This window comes from Plesiomonas sp., assembly GCF_051652165.1.
In the GTDB taxonomy this organism is placed as follows: Bacteria; Pseudomonadota; Gammaproteobacteria; order Enterobacterales; family CAMTGL01; genus Plesiomonas.
This window is the reverse complement of sequence record NZ_JBOFTR010000016.1, coordinates 336,000-359,950: the sequence shown is the minus strand read 5'-3', so window position 1 is coordinate 359,950 and position 23,951 is coordinate 336,000. Positions and strand designations below refer to the sequence as shown.

The following is a 23,951-nucleotide window of genomic DNA, read 5'->3' as shown; positions in this document are numbered from 1 at the left end:
GATTGAGTGAATGTAATAATGCAAATTTGGGTTGATGCAGATGCTTGTCCAAAAGTGATTAAAGAGATCTTATTTCGTGCCGCTGACAGAGTTAGGGTGCAAGTGACTCTGGTTGCTAACCAGCCTATCGGTATCCCATCTTCTAAATTTATCCAAGCTGTGCAGGTCAGTGCCGGGTTTGATGTGGCAGATAACGAAATTGTCCGTCGTGTAGAAGAGGGCGATCTGGTGATCACGGCAGATATTCCGCTGGCATCAGAGGTGATCGAAAAAAAGGGTATTGCGTTGAACCCACGTGGTGAGCGGTATACCACCGAGAATATCAGGCAGCGCCTGAATATGCGTGATTTTATGGATACGCTGCGCTCTAGCGGTATCCAGACCGGTGGCCCTGCGGCACTTAATCAGCGTGATCGGCAAGCATTTGCTAATGAGCTAGATCGCTGGCTGCTGGCATTTCAGCGCAGCCAGAAAGCGGTGCAGTAACTTTATATTCTTGCCTCTTACTTCTGTTTACCCCTTGGTATAAAGCCTCGCCCAATACGGGCGAGGAGTAGCCAGCTCATGGTGTAATACACCTTGTTATGTCTCTGTGCTATATACTCGTGCAATATATCAGTGCTATAGATTAACGCCATGAATGAGTATCGTATACTGGGTAAAGTACTTTATACTCAACGCGTTACGGCTGGTGTAACTTTTGGCTGGCTTGCACAAAAGCGTGTGGATGAGTGATCATATGCCCAATATGTAGCCTTTCCTGATTGAGATGCGCCTCACCGTGGCTGCATAAGATCAACCGATCTGCCGTGCGCGGGCGTAGCATCTCGATAATAAAACGGATCACATCAGCTCGCCGTACCTGAGTTAGCTCTTCTGCAATACGCTGGCGCTGATCAAAAGCCCAATCTTTATTCCCGATACTGACCCATGCCCGTTGTGCGCGGGTTCGCAAATTGGTATCGGGTTCAGTAATTTGTGCCAATAGCCCATTTTTGCTGGCTTGCCACTGGGCTTCACTCAATTCAAGTAATACAAGCGGAAACTCATCAATAAACTCATCAATAGATTCAAGCAGATGTGTAGGCCCAGCCACAGGTGACTGCACATAAAAAATCAGCCCCGGAAAACGATTGAGTGGTAGGTTGCCTGATCCCAGCATATAACCGAGCTGTTGGCGTGTGCGTAGCTCATGAAAGAAGGTGGCTGACATTAAGTGGTTAGTAAAAATCGACAGCATAATATCGTTTGGCGTGCAGTCAGCCGCTTGATAATAGACCAAAAGTGCCGAGTCTTGGTGTGGGCAGTCATACGGCAGCATTAGGGTACTACACCCCTGAATACTGACTAACTGGCGTACTGTTTCTACTCCGGCATTGTCGGTTGTTAACAGCGCATCAGTAAGCTGTTTTCCTATATCTCTGGCTTGTTGTGCTGGCCAATCACCATAAACCAGCATTTCGATATGCACCTGTGAAAACATCTGCTCAACAAAATCAGGCAGCTCATTTAACGTGATACTTTCAAGTGCAGGGAGCAGCTTTTCATATGGCGGATTATTCGGTTGCAGTAAACCTGTGAGCTGATTAAACAACTGCGAAATAGGTTTATCTTCAGCCACATTACGCCAGTTGCGCAGCAGTTGTTCATGAATCGTATCAAAGCGTGCTTGTGTGAATTTACGGTGAGTAAAACGGTGCAAAATGGTGGCCAGCAACAGCGGTTGTTTGGCACTAAAACCAGAAAGATGCAGCGTAACGCCTCCCTGATGAGCATAAATATTGTAGCCGATACCAGCAAGCTCTGCGGGGTAGGTCTCTTCGGTCAGTGAATCTATTAGCATTTCAACACACAAACGGGTCAATGCCACGTGGCGTGCAGAGCTGACGGCATTGAGGCTATCAATCGCGATATATATGTGCCCTTTGGGTAGATGAAACTCCGGCTCTTGGCAGTGCCATAAGCGAAAACCACTGCTGTCACTGAGCAGTTGTGGGTGCGCAGTGGTATTTTCCAGTGTTTGCGGTTGCAAATGCTCGATAAGATAGGGGTTAGGTTCAGGCAGATAAAGCGCACTGTTATGCGCGGCCTGATCGCGCAAGCATTGCCATTGGGCAACCCATTCCGGTGGCAGCGGTGTAACCGAATAGGGGGTAAAATACCATTGAGCCTGTTTATCGGTACTGACTTCCGGTGCAATTAGCGTTACGCGGCAGCAAGTTGGCTGCATCAGATCAAGAAAATGGTTAATCTGTTCGGCATCGAATTGCTGCATCATATAATCACCACAAATCAGATCTTCGGCGGAATAGATAAACATATTCATGACTAAATGACTGACCAGATCAATCGGTTTACACGGCTCTTGAAAGTGAAACGCTGCATCGAGTACCGTGCGTTTTTCGGCATAGCGCCACGCGTGCAAACCCTGTTGCGCTATCAGAGATAAATACGAAAATATTGCGCCGATAATGGCCTGAACCTGATCAACCCCTTGAGGCGTAAGCAGTACGCTTACCGTGAAATCTTTAAAATTTGCGCCACTGATCCCGCCGCCGGCTGACAGAGTATTCACCCAGCCCTGCTGTTTTAACCAAGATAACAAACTGCCTTGCCCCTCATAACCCAGTAAGTGAGCAATAAATGAGAGTGGTTTTTGGGGATACAAAGCATCTATATTGGGCAAAGGAAAGGTCAGCGTCAGCTTGCGCATCTCTTTTTTGGGTTGAACCTGAATCAGTATTTGCAAATCTTCGGGCCGATACAGCGGTGGTAACGCTGTTTTTATGGGCGCAACGTGCGGTTCAAGCTGGGCGGTGGCCTTTGAAATCGTGGTTGAATCGGAAAGAGAGGCTGATGTTATTATTGAAGCCGTATTGGGAATTGCTGAAAAGTAGGCTTCTACCCATGCTTGCAACTGTGTTAAAGAGTGTGGCCCAATCACAGCAAGACACATACGTGATGCTTGATAGTGGGTGTGATAGAAAGCTAGCAGATCATCACGTACTGTGCGGTTTTCTCGATCTGCCAATGTCTCTTCCGAACCGACCGAAAATTTAGCGAACGGATGCGTCGGATTTACTGTCTCTTTATGTACCTGATACAAACGGCGTACATCATCATTAATCTTTAATTTATATTCTGCATCAATGGCCTGACGCTCTTTATCCACCAATTCTGGGTGAAACAGTGGTGCGGTAAAAAATTGTGCAAAGCGATCAAGCCCTTCGGTAAAAAAATCGGCCGAGATATCGAAAAAGTAGCTGGTATGTTCTGTGCCTGTCCATGCATTGTTGCTACCGCCGTGACGGTTGATAAATTGCTGAAAATCGCCCGCGTGCGGGTAGGCTTCTGTCCCTAAAAAAAGCATATGCTCAAGAAAATGCGCCATACCCTGACGATCGAGAGGATCATCAAAATGCCCCGTTTGTACTGACAAGGCTGCCGCTGCACGCGCTGTAGTGGCATCGTGAATCAGTAATACCCGTAGTTTGTTGGATAAAGTCAGTGTGCGATACTGTTTATAATCGTTGGGGCTTTGGTGCACAGCAGTGCCTCAGTTAAGGTAAAAAGTACAACAGCAATAATAGATGCCATCACATCGTTATCACCCTACGTTTAAATACGGTGTGGCAAGATGTAACGTGTAAAGACAATACGGGTAAAACCCAGTGAGGGTTGTACTGTACAAGCTATGGTTGTGTGTTTTATAGGAAGCGTATTCACATTATGGTGCGTGAGTAAACAGTGTGCAATTTTCTTTCTCTGCTTTCTCAGTAAGGGGCAGCACCTTATTTGGTTTAGCGTGGCAAATATCAGGCATTAATCAGGGTGGTTTATCAGAATAGACAGTGAGAAAAGTGCCGTTTATACGGTTGCCAGCATGCGGTGAGCATCACGTTCGTAGGGGGCGGCGTTTAGTTTTTAGACATATTCAGGCACAATATAATTTTTAGATATACCGATAGTTATGCAATCAATATAGGTCTATCGAGTGTTACGCTATAGCACAGCGTATGACTTGCCAGCCACAAAAGGTGAGTAAGAGGCCACAATATTATGGCTACCCTATTAGGGTTGTAAATTGTAAGCTCGGTAAGTTGCCACAGTGATAGAGATCTGTGTTTAAACATTATCTTAAATACGGTATTAAACCGTAAACCGGCAATTGCCTATGTTGTTTTTCTGGTAAGGTTTTTCTCGCCAGATTATTACGGATAAACCGAATTAAAACAGAAGATTACAGTTATTATGCACGTATTTATTATGCGACACGGTGAGGCGACTCATCAAGCCCCTAGTGATGCCCAGCGCGCACTGACACCGCGCGGCCGCGAAGAGTCTCAGTTAGTAGCAACATGGCTTGCAGCGCAATATCATCAGATAGCAGAGCTAAAAAGCACAGGCATTGAACGAGCACTGGTTAGCCCCTATTTACGAGCCCAGCAAACCTTTAATGTTATCAAACCGCTGTTACCGGTGATTCAAGAGACAGAAACGTGGGATGCCTTAACACCAGATTGTAACCCAACACTGATCGCCGATTACCTCACGACATTAGCCACAAGTGGCTTAAACAGTGTGCTGGTGGTATCACACCTGCCATTGGTTGGGTATTTAGTGGCTGATTTGTGTGTAGGGGAAGTTCCGCCCATGTTTGCAACCTCAGGGCTGGCACAGGTACACATTGATGCCAGCACCGGTCAAGGAACACTGTTACGCTTAATACAGCCAAGCCAACTGCTCTAAGAATACATGCACATGTATAAGTACACTTGTTTTGAAATACCGCGGTGTTGAAATACTTTCGTTTTGAAACAAGCGTATAACGGGATATTTATAACATGTTCATCAACGCTGGCATGGCTACTCAACGACATCGAGTAAAACCAGCAATGCTGCATCACCCCCCCACTCTTTAGGGGCTTGATAAAACGCTCTAACTTCAGGGTGTTGTGCTAACCATAACGGGGATTGCCGCTTCAATACATGGCGGCCATAACCATGCATCACACACGCACAAGAGACATGCTCGCGTCGGCATGCGGCCAGCAGTGCACCCAGCTCTTTTTTTGCCTCTTCTTGTGTGAGCCCATGCAGATCAAGAAACAGTTCGGGGGTAAAATCGCCACGTCGTAACTGCTTGAGCTCATAATGGCTGACGTCGGCCCTGACATAGCGAACTGGCCCATCGTGCTCAATGAGCGGCTGAAACTCATCAGAGAAATAGAAGCTGGCATCTTTTTGCTCTTGACGCAGACGAATCTGCGCACGTTCAGGGCGCTGAATGCGGGGTGGGATTATGGTATCCTGCACCAACTTTTTCGCCCCTTGTATGGCTTCTTGAAACAAGGTGCAGTCGTCTTCGGACAATCTGTTTTTTTTCTTCATGTGATATCGGGTTCGTATCAATCAGTAGTGATAGAGTGAAACAACCCGTAGATTATCACGTTGCGAGGTTTTACACGTGGATAAGATTTTTATTGATGAAGCTGTCAATGAGCTGCATACCTTACAAGATATGTTGCGTTGGACCGTCAGCCGCTTCAATGCAGCGGGGATATACTATGGCCACGGCACCGATAACCCGTGGGATGAGGCCCTGTCATTAGTGCTGCCAACGCTCTATTTGCCGTTAAATTTACCGCAAGAGATGCACAACAGCCGTTTACTGCCCAGCGAGCGCCACGGTATTATCGAACGGGTTGCCCGCCGGATTAATGAGCGTGTACCGGTAGCCTATATCACGAACAGCGCCTGGTTTTGTGGCATGGAGTTCTACGTTGATGAGCGGGTTCTTGTTCCACGCTCCCCGATTGGTGAGCTAATCCAGAACCATTTTGCTGGCTTATTACCGCGTGAACCAAAGCGTATTTTGGATATGTGCACCGGAAGCGGCTGTATCGCCATTGCTTGTGCCGCACAATTTCCTGAAGCCGAGGTGGATGCCGTAGACATTTCACCGGATGCACTCTCTGTTGCTGAACATAATATCTACGAACACGGCTTAGAACAGCAGGTTACGCCAATTCGTTCTGATGTTTTCCGCGATCTGCCGCAGGATAAATATGACCTAATCGTCACAAATCCACCGTATGTTGATGCTGAAGACATTGCCGATATGCCTGATGAGTATCACCATGAGCCTGAAATTGGTTTGGCCTCAGGCAGCGATGGGCTGAAACTGACGAAACGCATTTTAGCCTGTGCACCCGATTATCTGCGTGATGATGGTGTGCTGATTTGCGAAGTGGGCAACAGCATGATTCATTTAGAAGCACAGTATCCTGATGTGCCGTTTACATGGCTGGAATTTGAACACGGTGGTTTAGGGGTCTTTATGCTGACCCGTCAGCAACTTGTTGATCACTACCACCATTTTGCGATTTACCGTGATTGATTAATGCGGGCTCATCTCCCACGGTTTCTCTGTTGTGGCGTGTCAGTGGTGCTGACAGACAGAGGCTAATGCTTTTTACTGTGCAAACCATCTTAACGTTATCACCGTTGAGCAGAGATAAAACCGCGTGATCTGGGTGATGCGCTGCCATTTTTAGCGTAATCTAGCAGAAAATATGTAAATTCCGAACGGGCAGCCTTGAGCTGCCCGTTTTTATTGCGCATTATCAAGGAGAGTAAAAACGCAAAACATAACGCGTAAAACATAAAAATAGCGCAAAAACCCTCAATAATAACGATGAATATAAAACGGATGGACTGATGGCAGGGAACAGTATCGGACAACTTTTTCGGGTGACAACCTTCGGTGAATCACACGGCATCGCATTAGGGTGCATTGTAGATGGCGTGCCGCCCAATATTAGCCTAACCGAGGCCGATTTACAGCACGATCTGGATCGCCGTCGCCCTGGAACATCACGCTATACCACACAGCGCCGTGAACCGGATGCGGTAAAAATTCTCTCAGGTGTATTTGAGGGAAAAACCACTGGCACCAGTATTGGGCTGTTAATTGAAAATACGGATCAGCGTTCGCAAGATTATTCGGCGATTAAAGATCAGTTCCGCCCCGGCCATGCCGATTACACTTATCACCAAAAATACGGTTTGCGCGATTACCGTGGCGGTGGCCGCTCGTCTGCCCGCGAAACCGCGATGCGTGTTGCAGCGGGTGCCATTGCCAAAAAATACCTGCAACAACAGTTTGGTGTGCAAGTGCGTGGCTATTTATCCCAAATGGGGGATATCGCACTTGATCTGGTTGACTGGCAGCAGGTTGAGCAAAACCCCTTCTTTTGCCCTGATCCCACAAAGTTAGAGGATCTAGATGCACTGATTCGTGATCTGAAAAAAGAGGGTGACTCGGTCGGTGCAAAAGTGACAGTGATTGCCGAGCACGTGCCGGTTGGCTTGGGTGAGCCCGTTTTTGATCGCTTAGATGCTGATTTAGCCCACGCACTGATGAGCATTAATGCTGTGAAAGGGGTCGAGATTGGTGATGGTTTTGCCGTGGTTAATCAGCGCGGCAGTGAGCACCGTGATGAGATCACCCCGCAGGGTTTTTTAAGCAACCATGCAGGCGGTATTTTGGGCGGGATCAGCAGCGGCCAGCCGATAGTGGCGCATCTTGCGCTGAAGCCGACATCCAGCATTACGATTGCGGGACGCTCGATCAACACCCAAGGCGAGGCGATTGACGTTGTGACAAAAGGGCGGCACGACCCTTGTGTCGGCCTGCGTGCTGTGCCGATTGCCGAAGCGATGATGGCGATTGTGTTGCTTGATCACTTACTGCGCCATCGCGCACAATGTGCGGATGTGCAAACCACTACGCCATCATGGTCAGTATGAGTTACGATGAGTCAGTATAAATTACCAGTGATTTCACTGTGTGTAGCCGCAGTATTGGGGAGTTTTGCCCTGAGCGCCACTGCGTCACCGTGGAGTCAGTTCACCGCTCCGATGCGCGGTGCACCGCAAGCGATTGGCGGGTATGCCAATGGGTGTGTGGTTGGCGCTGTGCCGTTGCCGTTATCAGGCAAAGGATATGAGGTGATCAGAACCGAGCGGTTGCGTTATTTTGGGCACCCAGAGTTGATTCGTTTTATTACGCGATTAGCCCAGCGTAGCCAGCAGGCGGGGTTGGATAATTTTTGGGTCGGCGATATGGCGATGCCTGTAGGTGGGCGTTTTATCTCAGGGCATGCAAGCCATCAAAATGGGTTAGATGTGGATATCTGGCTGCGCTTTAGTCAGGGAAAACTCAGTGCTAAGCAAAAGCAGAATCCATCTGCGGTGAGCTTGGTTGATTTCTCAGCCAGAAAAGTCAAACCTGCATTGTGGAAGGCGCAATACACGCGCTTAATTGAACTGGCAGCCACAGATCCTAATGTGGCACGTATTTTTGTTAATCCGGCCATAAAAAAGCAGTTGTGTGAAACGGCAAAAGCAGCAGGTGATACCCGTTGGTTGCATAAAGTGCGGCCATGGGGTGGGCATGATTATCACATGCATGTCAGGCTTGCTTGCCCACCAGGTTCAACGGCGTGTGAAGCGCAGCTACCCCCACCCCCTGGTGATGGTTGTGGACAGGAGCTAACTGATTGGTTGCGCCCACCACCGGCAGTGAAACCCGCATCGCCTAAAAAACCTGCATTGCCAAAAGCCCCTCCTGTAATGCCTGCAGCATGTCGGGCATTGCTGCCTTAGCTGGGTGTTTTCTGAAATTTAGCTGGGTATTTTCTGAAATAGAGATAAACCAATCACAAATAAAAAATGGCCGTTACAGTGTGCACTGTTTCGGCCATTTTAATTACCATCGACCTACGATATTTGATGGCTGTAAATAGTTATCGTATAAACGTATGTGCCTATTACACTGTGATTATACGTAGAAAATCAACGAGTACAGGGTGGTGACCACCAGTGCACCGAGCATTGGAATGGCAGTGCGTTTGACCAAGTCAAACGGTGATACTCCTGCTGCGCCAGCAACGGCAACAATCACGCCAGTAATCGGGGAGATAGTGCGGCCAAGGCCCGCAGCTAATTGCATCGGCAGCAGCATGGATACTGCTTGAATCCCCACTTTTCCGGCAATATCAGGCACCATAGCAGCAAATGAGAAGAATGGTGCGTTACCTGAGCCCATCAGGAATGCGGCAATAGTAATAATCACCACCATGAGCAGAACGAGAAATACCGGCGAAACATTTGAGGCAATCGCCCCGTGGATCACCATATCCAAAATACCAATCGCTTTTAGGCCATGTGCCAGTGTTTGACCGGCAATAATCAGGCTGACTACACGCGCAAATGCTTTGCCCATTGCATCAAAGAACACCAGAATATCTTTAAAGACTTTTTTACCGCCAAAGCGTACTGTTTCAACGGCCATGGCTACCGCAAAGCTGATCAGCATAGCGGTAACGACATCAATTTTCACGGTAGAGATGATCATTTTACTGAAGGTGAAAATCAGGATCAGCGGGATCATCGGAAACAGTGCATACCATAACGGCGGGGTGCTTAGGGTTTGTTCCGTCGTGTTATTCTCTTCATGTGTTACGGTTTTTTTTGCTTCACGCTGATCAAACCAACGCTGTACCACCATATGTAAAACCGCGATGGTTAGCATGCCTGCAATAGCAACAGGGCCTTGATAGTGCAAAAAGTATTCGGTAACAGGCATCTGGGCAATTTTAGATGCCAGATTCACGTTACCTGAAGCAGGGCCCAGATCAAGACATGCTGTTGTTGCAATAACAGCGGTTGCCGACATGCGGCTAACCCCCAAATTGATCATAATGGGGTACATTGTGACCATTAATAACAAGCCCAAACCTGCTGCACTGGGAATAAAGATGTTTAGCAATTGGCCTAAAATATAACCCATTGCCATTACTAAATAGGGGTTGCGAATAATTGAAAGTGGGCGAGTTGAAATGGCAACAAGTGCGCGCGATGCACCAATATGATCCATATATTTAGCAAAACCACCTACGGCCATAATAATCAGGCCTAAATCGGCAACAGTGCTGCCCATCATCCCTTTAATATAGTAGAAAATATCGAGCCAAACCGAACCACTTGATTTAGCTTCGGGCAGGGGAACACCTGTGTTAAGTAAAATAGCCGCAGCCAATAAAATGATACCGGCTATAAAAAGAACCATCTGCGGATTATATTTTTTAACAATAAGATAACCGGTTGCAAATACCACAACCAAACTGATGAGAGCGACCATATAGGGTCTCCTTGTAACAAAAATGTATAGATCAGGCAGAAACGAAAATTGTTATCGGCTCGATTATTTTGTTTCAATAATGTTTAATTTGTTTGCGCTATTTGTGTATTTACACACACGGATTCTCAGGTGTGTATAGCAACGTATATACAGGTCTTTATTTAAATGAAGCAGTGAGTCGAATAAGCGTCAATCTTATTACACCTGCTTATTACACTGGGCGCGCTGATATTAAATAAGGTTATTTGAAGCGCGGCGACTTTCGCATAGATAGGTAAATAAGGTCAATCATTCAGGGGAGAGTTACGTGAAGTTGATCTGAGCGGTGATGATTTAAACGGCACGGCTCACAAATTTAAAATAAACAGATGTGCACATTTTTGCATTTGTTGTGTGCCGTGTGTAAGAGAATAGGGGAGATTATAGTTGCCATTTTAGTGTAAATAGAGTGACATTACTTCTACGCTCTTTTCCCCCCCACCCTGATTTAGGTGCATAACCCACTTCTAGGCTTAACTGTTTATAACCTAATGAGATCATCGGCAGTGCAACGATATTATTTTCACCTGAGCCGTTTAAATACCCAGCCTGAATGCCAATGCCCAGTGTGAAATTAGGGGAGATATTCCACTCTTTATTGTATGCAGCGCCAACATAGTAGGCCATATCACGTAATGAGTCATAATATGTGCCGGTGCGTACAGAGAGTTTGCCTGTTACTGAGTTGCCAATAAGAGCCCAATCAAGGCCTAATCCGGGGTTAAAGGTATTAAAGTCGCAAGTTTTGGCTCTTTTTCCTTGGCCTTTTATACAGCCAGAATGCAGAGATGAGCCGTGTATCAATACAGAGAGGTTATTTTCAGCAGATGCCATAAATGGAATACAGAGTATAACCAGATGAGAAATAAATTTAATCATAGAATTAACCCCTTAAGAAACAATACAAAATGTTATTCAGGTATATACAGTTGTATATATTAATTCTTTATGACTTTTATAAGCTAACCGTGTGGGTTTTCGTGAGGTTTTGTGTTGTATAAAGGGTATAATACCTAACTCTTTTTTCTTCAATGTGAGATCTAATTAAATTTCATTTAAAAATGGAGCTTTGTTTGTAACGTATTGATTTGAATCATTTACATTTTTAATTGATTCGATTTTAAGTCGGATTTTAATTTTAATGGCTTACTTGAGTTTTTATTGAATAGGCTTTATCACATAAGATAAAGAGTGCGAAAACAGACATGATAGGAGTTAAATTGCTACGATTTTAACTTTTAAATTTCATTTATGAAACTAAATTTTTTATTTATTTGTACGTATTAAAAACATGGCACAAAGTCCTAACTTGTTTTGTGAATTTTATCACTGCATTATATGTAACAACTTTTGAATGGCTGGTAATGTATATACACACATTACTGTGTTGTTTGTTATCATCATATCTGGGTCGGAGTGATATTTTTCCGGCCCTCTTTTTTTATCTGCTATAACATTTCTTTTAAAAAAATAAAGCCTCCTCAATATTTTCTGCTCAGTGATGATACGTGTTCGAAAATAATCATGTACAGTATCAGCGTTAATCTTCAACGTCATATAAATGATAAAACTCTTATTTTATTTGTAAGATAGCAGTAAATATAATATGTATTACGGACTCTTTTATTTTAATAGGAAGAAATAGGGGGGAACATAATGATATTATACGATGAAAATAACTTATACTGCTAATGAGATGAGATGAGATGAGATGAGATGAGATGAGATGAGATGAGATGAGATGAGATGAGATGAGATGAGATGAGATAAGATGAGATAAGATAAGATGAGATAAGATAAGATGAGAATAGTGTTACAACGATAATCAATATTGAACACCAATAACCATGCTCACAATAAGTATACTACTCACTGTGAGCACAGCACCTCATCAATGAACACTTTTTATTCAATTTGATAAGGGGGCAAGAGTGTCATTACTCAGTAACGATATCTTTAGCGCCTTGAATTTCAATATCTACACGGCGATCAGCCGCTAAACAAGCAATTAGCTTATTGCGGTTTTTCTCAGTATCGCATTGTGTGCCAGTGACTGGGTTTGCTTCGCCCATACCTTTAACACTCAAGTTGCTTTCTGGCAGGCCAAGGTTTACAAGGAATTTAGCGACAGTTTCTGCACGTTGTGTAGAAAGCTTTAAGTTATAAGCTTCTGAACCAATACGGTCAGTGTAACCAAGAACCACAGTAGATTGATCTTTTAGGCCCATGTTGCTCATTTCTTGGTACATTTTGCTCAGAGCAACTTTACCTTCTTCCTTTAAGCTGGCTTTGTTGAAATTAAACAGCACATCAGAAGTTAGGGTAAAACGCTTAGTTTCAATAGTTGGTGCAACAACAACAGGCTCAATGGCAGGGGCTGCGACTGTTTGACCAAAGCGATAAACAACACCTAGGCTTAACAAGTTAGAGTCCGGGCGTGCGCCAACTTTGGCTTTATTACCTACATCGCTAATCCACTGATATTCAGCACGTACAGCCCAGTTAGGGTTGTATGCATATTCACCACCTAACGCAACAACCGGTGATGCACCCGTGTCATGGGAGTTTTTACCGTTAGCACGATAGCCCATTACACCTACACGGGTATAAAGGTCAAAATCTTCAATAACTTCGTAACCCAATTTAGCACTCAGTTGAATGCCTTGAGTCATCAGTTTACGGCGGCCATCAACAAAGTTATACTTCATTTGGCCCAAGTAATCATACCCACCTTCAATCGCTAACCATGGGGTGATTTGGTAACCTGCAAATACACCTGCACCTACGTCACTTTTATCACGATTAGACGGATTGCTTGCTTGCTGAGATAAATTTACGTGTGTGTAGTGTGACCAACCTAATTTAGCACCCGCATACCAAGTATTATCTTGTGGCGCAGCCTGTGCCGCAGTAGCAGAGAATAAGCTGGCAACAGTTAATGCTAAGAATGTCTTTTTCATTTGAATCTCTTATTAGTTTTTTGCACGCAAGTGCATAATAGATAATGGTGCTTTCACCATAATAAATATATCCACACTCTTTCATAATCAATAATATGAATATAAATAGAGGTATTGATATTAATGTGTTCTACAGGAAGTAGCTCGTAATTGTAACTTGTCGTTTTATTTGATCATTTAACAGTTTGTGCTTTCCGTACTGTATTTTTATTAATAACCGTTGTTGTTAAAGGGCTCATCCACGGGTTATTTGTGAAAAAAGAGCCATTTAATTGGGTGTGCTGAATTAATGTCTCTTTAAATGCACGGTAAAGCCGTTTATCAATACGGTGTTCTGCATTCCAAAACAGATTGAGTGAGTTTTGGTATGTTAAACCGGGCATATCATATAATGCGCGGCCCATCACTTTTAATTTACAGCCGTGGTGTAATGCAGAGAGCCCAACGGTACTATTAATGGTAATAACACCACACGCATGCCTTAACATGGTAGGCAGGTGTTGATCGTGCATATAATAAACACGGCACGCTATACCCGCTTTTTTAGCCAGCTCACTGATTAAGTGGCCGTAATAGCGGTGCCCGCGATCCATTGGGTGGTGTTTAAACACTAATACCCGATTTTTATCAGCATATTGTGCAAATGATGTAATTAGCTCATCAATATACTCGCGTACATCTGCATAATCACTGTGTGTTTTTACTTGGCTATCATTATAAACTTGCAATACAGCCAGATAATAGTTGTTATCGTGCTGTTCAAGTAAGTGGCCCAACATTTTTCGTTGTTTATATTGATACCAATATTTTCTAAACCCGGCACGTACCCAACAACGTAATTCATATGGAATAGAGAATGATTTATGGTGTTTATAATGGGGGTACTGTGCCCGTGCTTTTTTTCCATGCCAGTAATATTGCATGGCTGACCATGCCATTACCGAAAAGGGTGGGTGAATGGGCTTAGGAATAACCGCCGGTTGCAATGGGTTATTAATATAAGTGTCTGCACATTTTGGCATGGCAGTAAAAGCATTTACACCACCTTGCTCTAGCGTAATATAATAAGGTCTAAAATATCCCTCTTCAAACACCAGAAAACGCACTGCATGTTTTTCAGCCCACTGGCATGCTAAACGGTGCAGTGGCCGACAATCACCAAAACAGACCAGGGTATCAAATGGCCATAGGGTATGTTGCTCTGCTAACCACTGTGGAAAATGTTCAAACTGTGCGTTAAAAGATAAAACATTTTGTTGTTCAGCCTGACAAAAAAAAGCATCACCGCCATTAAACAGTACACGCTTAACACTGCGTTTATGTTCATGTAGCCATTCGGTGAGTTGCTGAAAAAAACACCCCATCGGCCCTTGTAAAAGCAGATAACGCCGACCTGATAACAACATCTCCGTTGCTGTTCTGTGCATAAACAGATGCCTAATCGGTTATAAAAAAATAATAACGAGGAAGGGATAAAAAGCAGTAAAATGGCCTAAAAGCGGTTTGAAAAATAAAAACCGCTAAAAAATAGGGCAGAGACAACGCCCGTAAGCCGATAAAAGCGGTTAAGAAAAAAGCAGCGTTGAGGTCAGTGCTTTTGTTTTACGCCACTGTCTGGCGATAAACCCCTGTTGTAGCCCCGCTCTTGCAACATGCTCTTTTTGAGCGGTGAGGTAGTGCATAGCTTGTTCTGCGGTAAGCAGTTTTCCGCTTGTTGGGTGAATATAGTCGGGGTAGGCGATTAACGTAGCCCATACCAGCGTGGTGAGATTATGCGTTTTGGTTCTGCGTTGGCAGGCTATTTTATCTTCGGTAAGCCCCCATCCGGCATAAAACGGCATACCGTAGCAGACCACTTTTTTCCCGTGCAGTAAGGCTTCAAAACCACATTGAGATGTCATGGTGTGCACTTCATCAACCGCGATAATACAGTCAATAATATTGATATTATCAGCAATATAATCAGCACAGCTTTGCAATGTTTTGTTATCTACATCGCCTTTACGGTTTCCGGTAAGCACATCAGGGTGGGGTTTATAGATAATAAATGCCGTTGGGTGGCTCTTTTTTACCTGCTCAAGCAGTGCTTGGTTAGTACGAATATTGGGCGAGCCTCTCATTACTGAAGCATCATCTTCCACCTGCCCTGGCACTAAGATAATTTTATCTTGCGTAATAATGGGCAGTGTAAGCGCCGTTTTCCCCACATTGTATTTGCTCAGTTTGCGCTTAATCAGCTCGGCCATTAAATGATCGGCTTGCTGGCGCTGATATTCAGAAGGGCTGGCGTGTTGCAATAAATGCTCTAAATCGCTGCTGCGGGTAGCATCGTAATAAATACCGCGGGTATCTAACACTAAAGAGAGTGGCCGGTGCAGCTCGCAACCTAACCCTACTGAACGTAGAAAACCGTCTTCCATACGCCATTGCGGAATATTCAGTGCCGTGGCTGTGGCGTGCCAGCGTTGCTCACCTTTTACCCCCCATACCACTAAGGCTGCGGGCGTATTTTCCAGCGTGTTTTTTTTTGGAAGGGAAAAACAGAGGCGATTATTTCGCCCTTTTAAAAACGGTTTAACAATCGTTTTTTTCCACAATGTCAGCTTAGGGCTATAGAGCGTACGATTACGTTTAGCGTTAAAGGCACGGGCAGTGGCCAAATAGTCAATTACAGTAAAAATGCTGGTGAGCTCTCCACTGTGCGGATCAATATAACGGCAATAACGTAAATAGGCAGCAGCGAACAGATCAAGCACAGTAGCAGAGCCGGTAAGCTGCTGTTGCCTGCGTTGGCTAATTTTATTGAGCATAGTGTGCCGATCATCTGTCAGCCCCCAACCGGCATACCAAGGTAAACCAAATGTAGTAACCGGTTTACCCGCCATAAGCGCCTCGAACCCCATATGCGATGTGACAGCATACACTTTACAGGCAACAGCAATCAGTGAAAGGGGGTTAACCTCTTGCGCCACTAACTGAACACGCGCATCGCGCTTGGCATGGTATTTGGTTAACTCAGCCAGATAGCCCTGTTTTTTGCCACACAGCACATCGGGGTGCACCTTAACCCAGATATCAGCATCGGGGTTTTCACTGATAGCTGCATTGAGCATTTCAGTAAAATGGTGCTGATTCGCCTCTGCATACTGCAATGCCATATCACCAAAGGTTTGGTCTATCACTAAAACCACAGGGCGTTGTGGTGAAGTTGGCATAATAAAATCAGGGGCATGATTATATTTTGATAAGCGCAGCGTGGTGATCAGAGCTAACGCCTTGGCTGCCTCTGGCCTGTTTTTAGGGTGCTGTACTTCATCAATAATCAGCGTTTCTAACAGGCTAGGTTGATGAGCATGGTAATACATACTGTTGCGGTCAATCACCACCGATAAGGGGGGGCAACCTTGCACACCTAATCCTACTGAGCGAAGAAAGCCATCTTCTAACCGCCACAACGGTAATTGATGCTGCATTGCGTAGCGTTCACCGCGTACCGCACTGGGGCGATAGCCCCAGACTAGAATCGCACTCATGCTTTTAGGCGGCGCAAAATGCGGGTGTAGCACATAGCGCACATCGTGCTCTACAAACTGTGCAATATGTGGAATACGCCGAATGCCCCTAGACAGAGTTCCTAGCATGGTTGAACCCACTGTTTAGTTAATAAACGCCCCCATAATGCATGGGTAAATGTTGCGTTTTTGGGGGCAGGTAATGGCGGTATTGAGTGCGAATGAACCGCCTTAATATAAATGGCCGGAATACGGCTATCTCTGAGTTTGCTAATAAATTGAGTTGATTGTGAAAGTGTTCGAATATGCGAAACTGCCAGTGAATAAGAGATAGCAAATTGCTTTGCAATTTCTTTAAACGTTACAAAACGGTTTTGCTGTAAGCACCAAAGGGCAATTTTTGTTAGGCGTGAATGCATTCTATATTGTTTTTCACAAACCATTTTTAATTAGGGTTTTATTTGAAGTGTTAATTTTTTATATATTACGTTCTCTTAGTTGTTTATTTTCATCAAGTTTAAATGAATAGCATTTTGCGAAATAATTTAGTGAGAGTGACATGCTATTTGCCAAGTCCAAACGTTCATTGTCTTTAATACAAGATTTCATTTCATTTAAATAATTTGTCATGACAGTTTCTTTGTTATATTTTAACGAAGTGGATTTCGATTTATCAGAAAAAGATGCTCTTAGTTTTTTATTAGTACATAGTTTATTTATTGCGTCAACAAATTCGTCCTCTTGATTTGTATCAAATAAATAGCCATTTTCACCATGTGTGATAAGTTCATAAACAGCTGGGCAGTGTTTAGTACTTATTGCGGGAACTCCATATGCGGCCCCTTCTAAAAGAGTTAGCCCAAACCCTTCTTTATTAGATGTTGATATAACAATGCAAGCATCTGAGTAAATGAAGTTTTTATCATCAATTCGGCCATGTAATACAGCTATGTCTGATATTTTTTCAACGATTTCTCGATCTGGGCCATCGCCATATATATGGATTTTAATGTTTTTATTTTTGCTTTTAAGTTTATAGGCGATGTTAACTAACATAGTTAAGTTTTTTTCTGATTCATTTAATCTTGCAACAAAAACAACTTTGTTAGGATTATAATCTTCTTGTTTTTTGTGGCTTAAACTTGGATTAGGTATAGAGAGTATTTTTTTATTGAAAAATTTATTAACTTCAAATGCCTCTGCTTTTGTAAACACTTTAATGGCATTGATTGCAGTCATTTTTGAATGTTCGGGTAAAAAGTGCCCTGTTAACCATTTTGATGTTTTTAGATAGTCTAACATATTTGAGTGATGCTCTACTATTACAGGGTACTTTATAGATATTGTTGGATACTTTCTGAAAAATTCATTAAAAATACCTACTCTTGTAGATATTATTATAGAGTCTGAAGGGGTCAGTGTTTTATCAAATAAATCTTTTATTCGTATGTGATCTTTGATGTTGAGTGTGTTACGTAATCCTTTAGAGTAGTCTGCTTCAGTATAGATGAAATAAAAGTTAATTTTTCCCCTGAACTCTTCATAGTACATATTACAATATGATGTTATTCCTCCGTATGTGATTCCTGAGCTAAGAACTAAAAAAATAATATTTTTAACTTCAGATTGGAGGGGGGAGTGGTTATTCACAGCTGCTTTCCTTGTCGTGTTTAATTGCTCGCATTAAGCTAAACTCATTTGTGTAAATTTGTTCTTTGAACATCAATTCAAATTCTTGGTATAGTCCTCGATTTTTTTTATATTCATCCATGTCTTTGCAAAGTAGATAGACTTGCTTACCTAAATATGCAGCATCAAAAATTATAGATGAATAGTCTGAAATTATCACATCTGATATTAAAAGTAACTCCTCTGTATCAAAGTTATTGCCATTTATTACTTTTCCATTATATTTTCTATTTATACTAACGTATGGATGTGTTTTTTCAATGATAATGCTATTTTCAGGAAGGAGTATATTTTTATGCTCTAATAATGATGATGTGTTATTTGGGTTTTTTTCCATGAGTCTCTCCAAGTTGGGAAATATGAAATTATAAATTTATCTCTAGGTATTTTATATTTATCCTTGAAGTATCTAATGTCACTCTGATTACATTTAGACATGAAGCTTAATCTAGGTGGTGTTTTTTCTATAAATTGTCTTTCATTTAGTTCAAAAGCACTTTTAAACTTATTTTTACTATAATCACCTGTGTAGTAAAAAACATCCCATCGTTTCATGTTGTTTAGTTTTTTCTGTGCAACACCAGGTTTTGATTTTTCAAAACTATCTAACATCATTAATTTTAGAGGAATCCCATGCCACATTTGGATTAGCTCTGTTTTAGGATTTACACTGAAATTCAATTCTTCATAAGATTCTAAATATACAGTTTTTGCATTTGCCAAATAGTACATATGCTCAGATGAGTAGGGTTTTACTCTAAAGTGTCTAGGCACTAACTCAGACTCTGTAATAAATTTTAAATGCTGAACTCCTTTAGATAAAAGGCTCAAAAATAGGTATTTTGAATTACCTCTAAAAGCATAATCAAACCCTTGAAAAACGGTGTATTTATACTTGTGGTGTAAAAATTTAACAAGAGAAAATTTAGTGTTGTTTTTATATTTTTTTTGTATATAACGCATTATTGTTTTTGAGTTATATATATATTTGCACGATTTTGAAAGTAATAAAGGTTTTTTTTGTTTGATATCTTTTCTACATTGTAGTTATGAAGAGCCATTTCTGTTTCAGGTATTTTTTTTACTGTTTCTAAGTTAATCCATGTGTCTAGAAGAAATTTCTCTGCATCATATTGATCTGTGCTTGTTTTGGTAGAGTACCGTTTGCAACGGTTAAATAGTTCAAAGAAAACTATTTTTTTTGCATATGTATTATAAAATTCAATGCTATCTACATCTTTCATAGCTTGTGAAAAGCACTTAATGTGCAAGTCACCAGTTATTTTTCTTGTTTCTGAGTTGCTTTCAGGATGTGATATAAATAGATATTTATCTATTGAATAGTATTTTTCAGCTTTAGTTATTGCGTCAAAAACAAATTTTGTATCTTCATATAGTCGATACTCAGAAAAACAAATGTTGTTTTTTTTAATAAAACTTGATCTATAAGCCTTACCCCAAGAATAAAAGTTATTTTTTAAAAAGAACTCCTTTTCAAAGGAAGAAATCTCTCCATGTTTTTCTATGAAGTTTCTTGGTATTGTTATATAGTTGTTTGTCAGGTTGTGGTAATAGTGTTTGAACTCTATAATGTCGTAAATGTTTTTATCTATTATTGGATTTAATTCTTCAAGTAAATCACTTTTAAATGAGTCGTCAGCATCACAAATAATGAAGTATTTTTCATCTCTTATCGCATTAATTAGTCGATTTCTTGCTATGCCAGGGCCAACATTTTCTTTCCCTGATAAAATGTAAATATTGTAGTTATACTGTTCTTTACGTGATTCAATTATGGAGATTGTATGATCTGTAGAACAATCATCATAAATATATACATTGACATCCTTTTTTAATATCATATTGTTTATACTGTCTAAAGATCTTGTAATGAACTCAGCACTATTAAAACAAGTAATAAGTATGGCTATTTTATCTATACTACAATCTTTTTTTTCTTTATTTCTCATTTTAAATTCCAAATGGATAAGGTTTTTTTTATTACATTACTGATTTTTATGGCTAGACTATTACTGTTTTTTTTCATGATTAAGTTAAACTGTTGGAAATTTTTTGACCTATATATAGAAAGTCCTTTCTTTGAAAGGTTTTTTGGGATTCCTAATTGTTTGAAAAATAATGATTTATTGTATAGTTTTTTTTATAGGTTAGTTTTTGAGTGTGGTAATTTTTTGAATATAAAGCTATATCATGATTAAATATATTTGATAAAATAACGTCATAGAATGGTGTTTCTTTTGCTAGTATTAGTTGGATTAAACACGCATGAAATCGTTGGGTTATATCATCAATATCTTTTGTGTTTGTTTGTGAATATGAATCTGGATAGACCATCCATCTATAAAATGAAATATCACAAATGCTGATTTTTGGATTTTTCAAAAAAAGATAAGTAAGAAACACTTTGTCTTCATACTTTCCTTTTGGGAATTTCACTCCTGAATGAGAAATATAGTTTCTATTAAAAATTTTATTCATTACGATAGAGTCAATGATTGATAGAGTCAATGATTATAGTTGGAGATAGAAAGCTTGGTCCGGAGAAATCCACTTTAAATATATCTGGCTTCCATTTTGTTTCTATAACCCCTTGAGCTGAATGAGTTACACGTTTAGCAGGGAAGCAAAATATGTCTGTATTATAATCTAGAGTGTTTAGTGCTTTATTAAGCTCTGACATGTTGATTACGTCATCAACATCCATAAACATCAACCAGTCACCAGTTGAATGTTTAATGCCTAAATTTCGTGCGATTCCAGATCCTTGATTTTTTTGATAAAAAAACTTGACTTTTGGAAATTCCATTCTCAATATCTTATTAAAATGGTCTACACTTCCATCATCAATTACTATTATCTCAAATCTATCATCAAGATCTATTTTTTCTAGTGTATTTTTTAGTGATTGGTAATATTTAAACCCATTGAAAACGGGAATTATAATCGATATTTTCATTATAAGTATATTGAGTTATTAGTTTGTTTGTAATCACCATAATCAATCATTCAGTAATGAGTAGCATTTTTCTTTCAGTGAATGAGCTTTTACCTCACTGAGGTTTAATATACTAGAGTTGTTAGTATCTATTGATGAGTCAAACTCTTTTTTGCTTTCTTTCCAATTCCCATAATTTTCTTTAAGGTAAAGATCATAGTCTTCAGGAATATTGAAATAAGTTTTCAGAAAAGGATAGCGAACTAGTTTGAATGGTGTATTGCTCCACTTAAGTTTTACTCCACCATGCCAATAATTATCAGAGTCACGGTAGTGGAAGAATACATCAATTGCTGTGCCATTTACATGTTTTATTCGCATTACATGTTCAGAGCGTGAGGCTTGCAGATAAAACAATCCAGATGTTCTGAATAATGTTAATAATACATTTTTATCATGATGATCCCATATTCCAATGTCTACATCTTTATCATGTGAAAGTATACGAGCCTCCCTTATGCAACCCAGTAAAGTTCCACTAACCAAAAAAAACTCAATATTATTTTTTTCTAGTAAACGTTTAAGGTCAAGCAGTGATCTTTCAGCATCATTACGAGAGAAGTTGCTCGGCATGGGTGTATTTCTATATATTGAATTGTTTTTTTTATATGCTCTAGTAATTCCTCCCATATTTTTATGGCGTGACTATAAAGTTTTGCCCTTAATGCTCCGGTAGCAATATAACCATTAACATCCAAATGGAATTCATCAAGTTTTTTTAATGATATTGCATGTTCCCACTCACGTTTTAAAATAGCAAATTCGTTCTCATTATTTACCATGTTAGCCATAATTAGCCATGTTTTTAACCGTTGGTTATTATGAGCTAGTGAGATTATTTTTTTCCATGCGGCTTCTTTTTTTTCTTCAATTTCATCTATGCTGCACAATAAATATGTGGAGTCAGCATGGTATGGGTGCTTTTTCAAAACTTTATTGAGATTTTTCCTTGCAGTGTCATAGTTACCATAAAGATAATGCGCGTGAGCAAAGTAATAATAAGCTATTGTTGGGTATGTTATTTTTGAGGTTATTGAATCTAAACGTACTAATGAAGAGCTTTTTCCTGTGTCAAGTAAGTAGGAGAAAATAACTGCTAGAGGAATGTTGGTTATTTTATTTAGCCCTTTGGATTCTCGCCAAGACTTTTTTATTAAAAGTTTTATTTTATTCATTTTACATATTCATAGTTGTTGCAACGAGTTGTTCAGAGCTTCCAGAGGATATATGATTTTTAATCATACTAGAAGATATGTTTTCTGTGCGTGGTAGGTAATGTACATCACAGTGTTCAACTAAAAAATCAAACTTTCCTTCCCAATCATGTCCCATAACAAAAATATCTACCTTGTGTTTTTTTATGTCAGTGACTTTTTGTTCCCAATTATTTTCAGCGATGACTAAATCTACACAATTCAGATGTTCGAGTATTTTTTTCTATCACTGTAGGGAATTGCTGTAACTTTATTTTTCATCTCAAGATTAAATTCATCAGAAGAAAGTGCTACAATAAGTCTGTCACCAAGTGCTCTAGCTCTCTTTAATATATTTAAATGGCCTACATGAAAAAGATCGAAAGTTCCATATGTAATAACCGTTTTCATTTTTTTCCTTGTATACTTATCAGTTAAATTAAAATAATGTTTTTTAGATAATTATTAAAATCACTTTTCAAACTGTCGTGTCTTAACCCATATTCAACAAAGGCTTTCATATATCCAAGCTTATCACCACAGTCGTGGGATTTACCTTGCATACAAAACGCATCAACCTTACCTGTTTTCAGTAACTCAGATATAGCGTCAGTAAGTTGAATTTCATCACCTGCCCCAGGTTGTGTAGTGCGAAGGTGTTGCCATATAGCAGGCGTTAATACATATCGCCCTACTATAGCAAGGTTAGAGGGGGTATTTTCTTTTTTAGGTTTTTCAATAACATTAAATATGGTGGCTGACTCGCCCGCTGTAATATTAATAGCGTTGCAATCTACTATGCCGTATTTAGATACATCATGAATATCTACAGGCTCAACCATAATTTGAGAGTGGCTAGATTGGTTATAATTACTGATCATCTTTGCCAAGTTATCTTTTTTAAGATCACTTGCGGCATCATCAATAATGACATCTGGCAATACAACCACAAAAGGGTTATCGCCAATCAGTGGGTATGCAGAGAGTACCGCATGGCCTAACCCTTTAGCTTCACCCTGCCTAACATGCATAATAGTTACCCCTTTGGGGCAGATAGATTGTATCTCATCTAACAGTTGGCGTTTTACACGGGCTTCTAATGTTGCTTCTAACTCAAATGATTTATCAAAATGGTTTTCAATGGCATTTTTTGATGAATGAGTTACCAAAACAATCTCTTTAATTCCTGCTGCAACACATTCATCAACAACATATTGAATCAGCGGTTTATCTACAATTGGTAGCATCTCTTTTGGAATTGCTTTCGTTGCAGGTAACATTCGGGTGCCTAAACCAGCAACGGGTATAACAGCTTTCATTTTATTTCCTATGGAA

At 40.9% G+C, this 23,951-nt stretch carries 23 protein-coding genes; 5 read left to right on the top strand and 18 right to left on the bottom strand.

Annotation, left to right across the window (positions count from 1 at the left end; genetic code table 11):
* Window positions 1-18: 18 nt before the first annotated feature.
* Entirely contained in the window at window positions 19-486 is a 468-nt protein-coding gene (locus tag ACRC53_RS11250; RefSeq protein WP_438643491.1) for a YaiI/YqxD family protein, read from the top strand.
* Window positions 487-682: 196 nt separating this feature from the next.
* Here ACRC53_RS11250 and ACRC53_RS11245 read toward each other — a convergent pair whose 3' ends face one another.
* Window positions 683-3,547 (bottom strand): insulinase family protein, encoded by a 2,865-nt coding sequence (locus ACRC53_RS11245; RefSeq protein WP_438643490.1) that lies wholly within the window; start codon window positions 3,545-3,547, stop codon window positions 683-685.
* Between the two features lie 704 nt (window positions 3,548-4,251).
* Between ACRC53_RS11245 and sixA the strand changes: the two genes are divergently transcribed.
* Window positions 4,252-4,749 carry a phosphohistidine phosphatase SixA gene (gene sixA, locus ACRC53_RS11240; protein ID WP_438643489.1) on the top strand — a complete coding sequence of 166 codons (498 nt, stop codon included), beginning with the start codon at window positions 4,252-4,254 and terminating at the stop codon, window positions 4,747-4,749.
* Between the two features lie 117 nt (window positions 4,750-4,866).
* On the opposite strand, the gene smrB is transcribed toward sixA, so the two are convergent.
* A complete protein-coding gene (gene smrB, locus ACRC53_RS11235; RefSeq protein WP_438643488.1) occupies window positions 4,867-5,391 on the bottom strand; it encodes an endonuclease SmrB in 525 nt (174 codons plus the stop codon).
* A 76-nt stretch (window positions 5,392-5,467) separates the two neighbouring features.
* Between smrB and prmB the strand changes: the two genes are divergently transcribed.
* The 3 genes from prmB (at window position 5,468) to mepA (ending at window position 8,670) form a co-directional block, all read left to right on the top strand.
* A complete protein-coding gene (gene prmB / locus ACRC53_RS11230; RefSeq protein WP_438643487.1) occupies window positions 5,468-6,400 on the top strand; it encodes a 50S ribosomal protein L3 N(5)-glutamine methyltransferase in 933 nt (310 codons plus the stop codon).
* 320 nt (window positions 6,401-6,720) lie between these two features.
* Window positions 6,721-7,812 (top strand): chorismate synthase, encoded by a 1,092-nt coding sequence (gene aroC / locus ACRC53_RS11225; RefSeq protein WP_438643486.1) that lies wholly within the window; start codon window positions 6,721-6,723, stop codon window positions 7,810-7,812.
* A 6-nt stretch (window positions 7,813-7,818) separates the two neighbouring features.
* Window positions 7,819-8,670, top strand: a complete 852-nt coding sequence (gene mepA, locus ACRC53_RS11220; protein WP_438643485.1) for a penicillin-insensitive murein endopeptidase — start codon at window positions 7,819-7,821, stop codon at window positions 8,668-8,670.
* Between the two features lie 175 nt (window positions 8,671-8,845).
* Here the strand turns inward: mepA and dcuC are convergent, their stop codons facing one another.
* The 16 genes from dcuC to galU all read right to left on the bottom strand — a co-directional run bounded on the left by dcuC (window position 8,846) and on the right by galU (window position 23,947).
* Window positions 8,846-10,207: a C4-dicarboxylate transporter DcuC gene (dcuC, locus tag ACRC53_RS11215; protein WP_438643484.1), complete on the bottom strand. Its 1,362-nt coding sequence runs from the start codon at window positions 10,205-10,207 to the stop codon at window positions 8,846-8,848.
* A gap of 420 nt (window positions 10,208-10,627) precedes the next feature.
* Window positions 10,628-11,125 carry a hypothetical protein gene (locus tag ACRC53_RS11210; protein WP_438643483.1) on the bottom strand — a complete coding sequence of 166 codons (498 nt, stop codon included), beginning with the start codon at window positions 11,123-11,125 and terminating at the stop codon, window positions 10,628-10,630.
* A 1,058-nt stretch (window positions 11,126-12,183) separates the two neighbouring features.
* Complete coding sequence (ompA, locus tag ACRC53_RS11205) at window positions 12,184-13,206, bottom strand: porin OmpA (protein WP_438643482.1); 1,023 nt, start codon at window positions 13,204-13,206, stop codon at window positions 12,184-12,186.
* Between the two features lie 173 nt (window positions 13,207-13,379).
* Entirely contained in the window at window positions 13,380-14,633 is a 1,254-nt protein-coding gene (locus tag ACRC53_RS11200) for a capsule biosynthesis protein (protein WP_438643481.1), read from the bottom strand.
* Between the two features lie 138 nt (window positions 14,634-14,771).
* On the bottom strand, window positions 14,772-16,847 hold the full coding sequence (locus tag ACRC53_RS11195) for a capsular polysaccharide biosynthesis protein (RefSeq protein ID WP_438643480.1): 2,076 nt from the start codon (window positions 16,845-16,847) through the stop codon (window positions 14,772-14,774).
* Window positions 16,841-17,137 (bottom strand): hypothetical protein, encoded by a 297-nt coding sequence (locus ACRC53_RS11190; protein ID WP_438643479.1) that lies wholly within the window; start codon window positions 17,135-17,137, stop codon window positions 16,841-16,843. Before ACRC53_RS11190 ends, ACRC53_RS11195 begins: the two co-directional genes overlap by 7 nt.
* A 58-nt stretch (window positions 17,138-17,195) precedes the next feature.
* Entirely contained in the window at window positions 17,196-18,368 is a 1,173-nt protein-coding gene (locus ACRC53_RS11185) for a glycosyltransferase (RefSeq protein ID WP_438643478.1), read from the bottom strand.
* Window positions 18,361-18,744, bottom strand: coding sequence for a CDP-glycerol glycerophosphotransferase family protein (locus ACRC53_RS11180; RefSeq protein ID WP_438643477.1), 384 nt, complete (start codon window positions 18,742-18,744; stop codon window positions 18,361-18,363). The genes ACRC53_RS11185 and ACRC53_RS11180 overlap by 8 nt, the downstream gene beginning before the upstream one ends.
* On the bottom strand, window positions 18,708-19,370 hold the full coding sequence (locus ACRC53_RS11175; RefSeq protein WP_438643476.1) for a CDP-glycerol glycerophosphotransferase family protein: 663 nt from the start codon (window positions 19,368-19,370) through the stop codon (window positions 18,708-18,710). Before ACRC53_RS11175 ends, ACRC53_RS11180 begins: the two co-directional genes overlap by 37 nt.
* On the bottom strand, window positions 19,370-20,377 hold the full coding sequence (locus tag ACRC53_RS11170) for a glycosyltransferase family 2 protein (protein ID WP_438643475.1): 1,008 nt from the start codon (window positions 20,375-20,377) through the stop codon (window positions 19,370-19,372). The genes ACRC53_RS11175 and ACRC53_RS11170 overlap by 1 nt, the downstream gene beginning before the upstream one ends.
* Window positions 20,378-20,916: 539 nt before the next feature.
* A complete protein-coding gene (locus ACRC53_RS11165) occupies window positions 20,917-21,384 on the bottom strand; it encodes a glycosyltransferase family 2 protein (RefSeq protein WP_438643474.1) in 468 nt (155 codons plus the stop codon).
* Window positions 21,385-21,426: 42 nt separating this feature from the next.
* Window positions 21,427-21,996, bottom strand: coding sequence for a LicD family protein (locus ACRC53_RS11160; protein ID WP_438643473.1), 570 nt, complete (start codon window positions 21,994-21,996; stop codon window positions 21,427-21,429).
* Window positions 21,933-22,598, bottom strand: a complete 666-nt coding sequence (locus tag ACRC53_RS11155) for a tetratricopeptide repeat protein (RefSeq protein WP_438643472.1) — start codon at window positions 22,596-22,598, stop codon at window positions 21,933-21,935. Before ACRC53_RS11155 ends, ACRC53_RS11160 begins: the two co-directional genes overlap by 64 nt.
* 1 nt (window position 22,599) lies before the next feature.
* A complete protein-coding gene (locus ACRC53_RS11150) occupies window positions 22,600-22,821 on the bottom strand; it encodes a cytidyltransferase (protein ID WP_438643649.1) in 222 nt (73 codons plus the stop codon).
* 17 nt (window positions 22,822-22,838) lie between these two features.
* Complete coding sequence (locus ACRC53_RS11145) at window positions 22,839-23,027, bottom strand: adenylyltransferase/cytidyltransferase family protein (RefSeq protein ID WP_438643471.1); 189 nt, start codon at window positions 23,025-23,027, stop codon at window positions 22,839-22,841.
* Window positions 23,028-23,050: 23 nt separating this feature from the next.
* Complete coding sequence (galU, locus tag ACRC53_RS11140) at window positions 23,051-23,947, bottom strand: UTP--glucose-1-phosphate uridylyltransferase GalU (RefSeq protein ID WP_438643648.1); 897 nt, start codon at window positions 23,945-23,947, stop codon at window positions 23,051-23,053.
* Window positions 23,948-23,951 lie beyond the last annotated feature (4 nt).

Coding starts and splice junctions, on each gene's coding strand:
- ACRC53_RS11250 (WP_438643491.1), top strand. CDS start 19: ATGCAAATTTGGGTTGATGCAGATGCTTGTCCAAAAGTGATTAAAGAG.
- sixA (WP_438643489.1), top strand. CDS start 4,252: ATGCACGTATTTATTATGCGACACGGTGAGGCGACTCATCAAGCCCCT.
- smrB (WP_438643488.1), bottom strand. CDS start 5,391: ATGAAGAAAAAAAACAGATTGTCCGAAGACGACTGCACCTTGTTTCAA.
- aroC (WP_438643486.1), top strand. CDS start 6,721: ATGGCAGGGAACAGTATCGGACAACTTTTTCGGGTGACAACCTTCGGT.
- mepA (WP_438643485.1), top strand. CDS start 7,819: ATGAGTCAGTATAAATTACCAGTGATTTCACTGTGTGTAGCCGCAGTA.
- dcuC (WP_438643484.1), bottom strand. CDS start 10,207: ATGGTCGCTCTCATCAGTTTGGTTGTGGTATTTGCAACCGGTTATCTT.
- ACRC53_RS11210 (WP_438643483.1), bottom strand. CDS start 11,125: ATGATTAAATTTATTTCTCATCTGGTTATACTCTGTATTCCATTTATG.
- ompA (WP_438643482.1), bottom strand. CDS start 13,206: ATGAAAAAGACATTCTTAGCATTAACTGTTGCCAGCTTATTCTCTGCT.
- ACRC53_RS11200 (WP_438643481.1), bottom strand. CDS start 14,633: ATGCACAGAACAGCAACGGAGATGTTGTTATCAGGTCGGCGTTATCTG.
- ACRC53_RS11195 (WP_438643480.1), bottom strand. CDS start 16,847: ATGCTAGGAACTCTGTCTAGGGGCATTCGGCGTATTCCACATATTGCA.
- ACRC53_RS11190 (WP_438643479.1), bottom strand. CDS start 17,137: ATGCATTCACGCCTAACAAAAATTGCCCTTTGGTGCTTACAGCAAAAC.
- ACRC53_RS11180 (WP_438643477.1), bottom strand. CDS start 18,744: ATGGAAAAAAACCCAAATAACACATCATCATTATTAGAGCATAAAAAT.
- ACRC53_RS11175 (WP_438643476.1), bottom strand. CDS start 19,370: ATGCGTTATATACAAAAAAAATATAAAAACAACACTAAATTTTCTCTT.
- ACRC53_RS11170 (WP_438643475.1), bottom strand. CDS start 20,377: ATGAGAAATAAAGAAAAAAAAGATTGTAGTATAGATAAAATAGCCATA.
- ACRC53_RS11165 (WP_438643474.1), bottom strand. CDS start 21,384: ATGAAAATATCGATTATAATTCCCGTTTTCAATGGGTTTAAATATTAC.
- ACRC53_RS11160 (WP_438643473.1), bottom strand. CDS start 21,996: ATGCCGAGCAACTTCTCTCGTAATGATGCTGAAAGATCACTGCTTGAC.
- ACRC53_RS11155 (WP_438643472.1), bottom strand. CDS start 22,598: ATGAATAAAATAAAACTTTTAATAAAAAAGTCTTGGCGAGAATCCAAA.
- ACRC53_RS11145 (WP_438643471.1), bottom strand. CDS start 23,027: ATGAAAACGGTTATTACATATGGAACTTTCGATCTTTTTCATGTAGGC.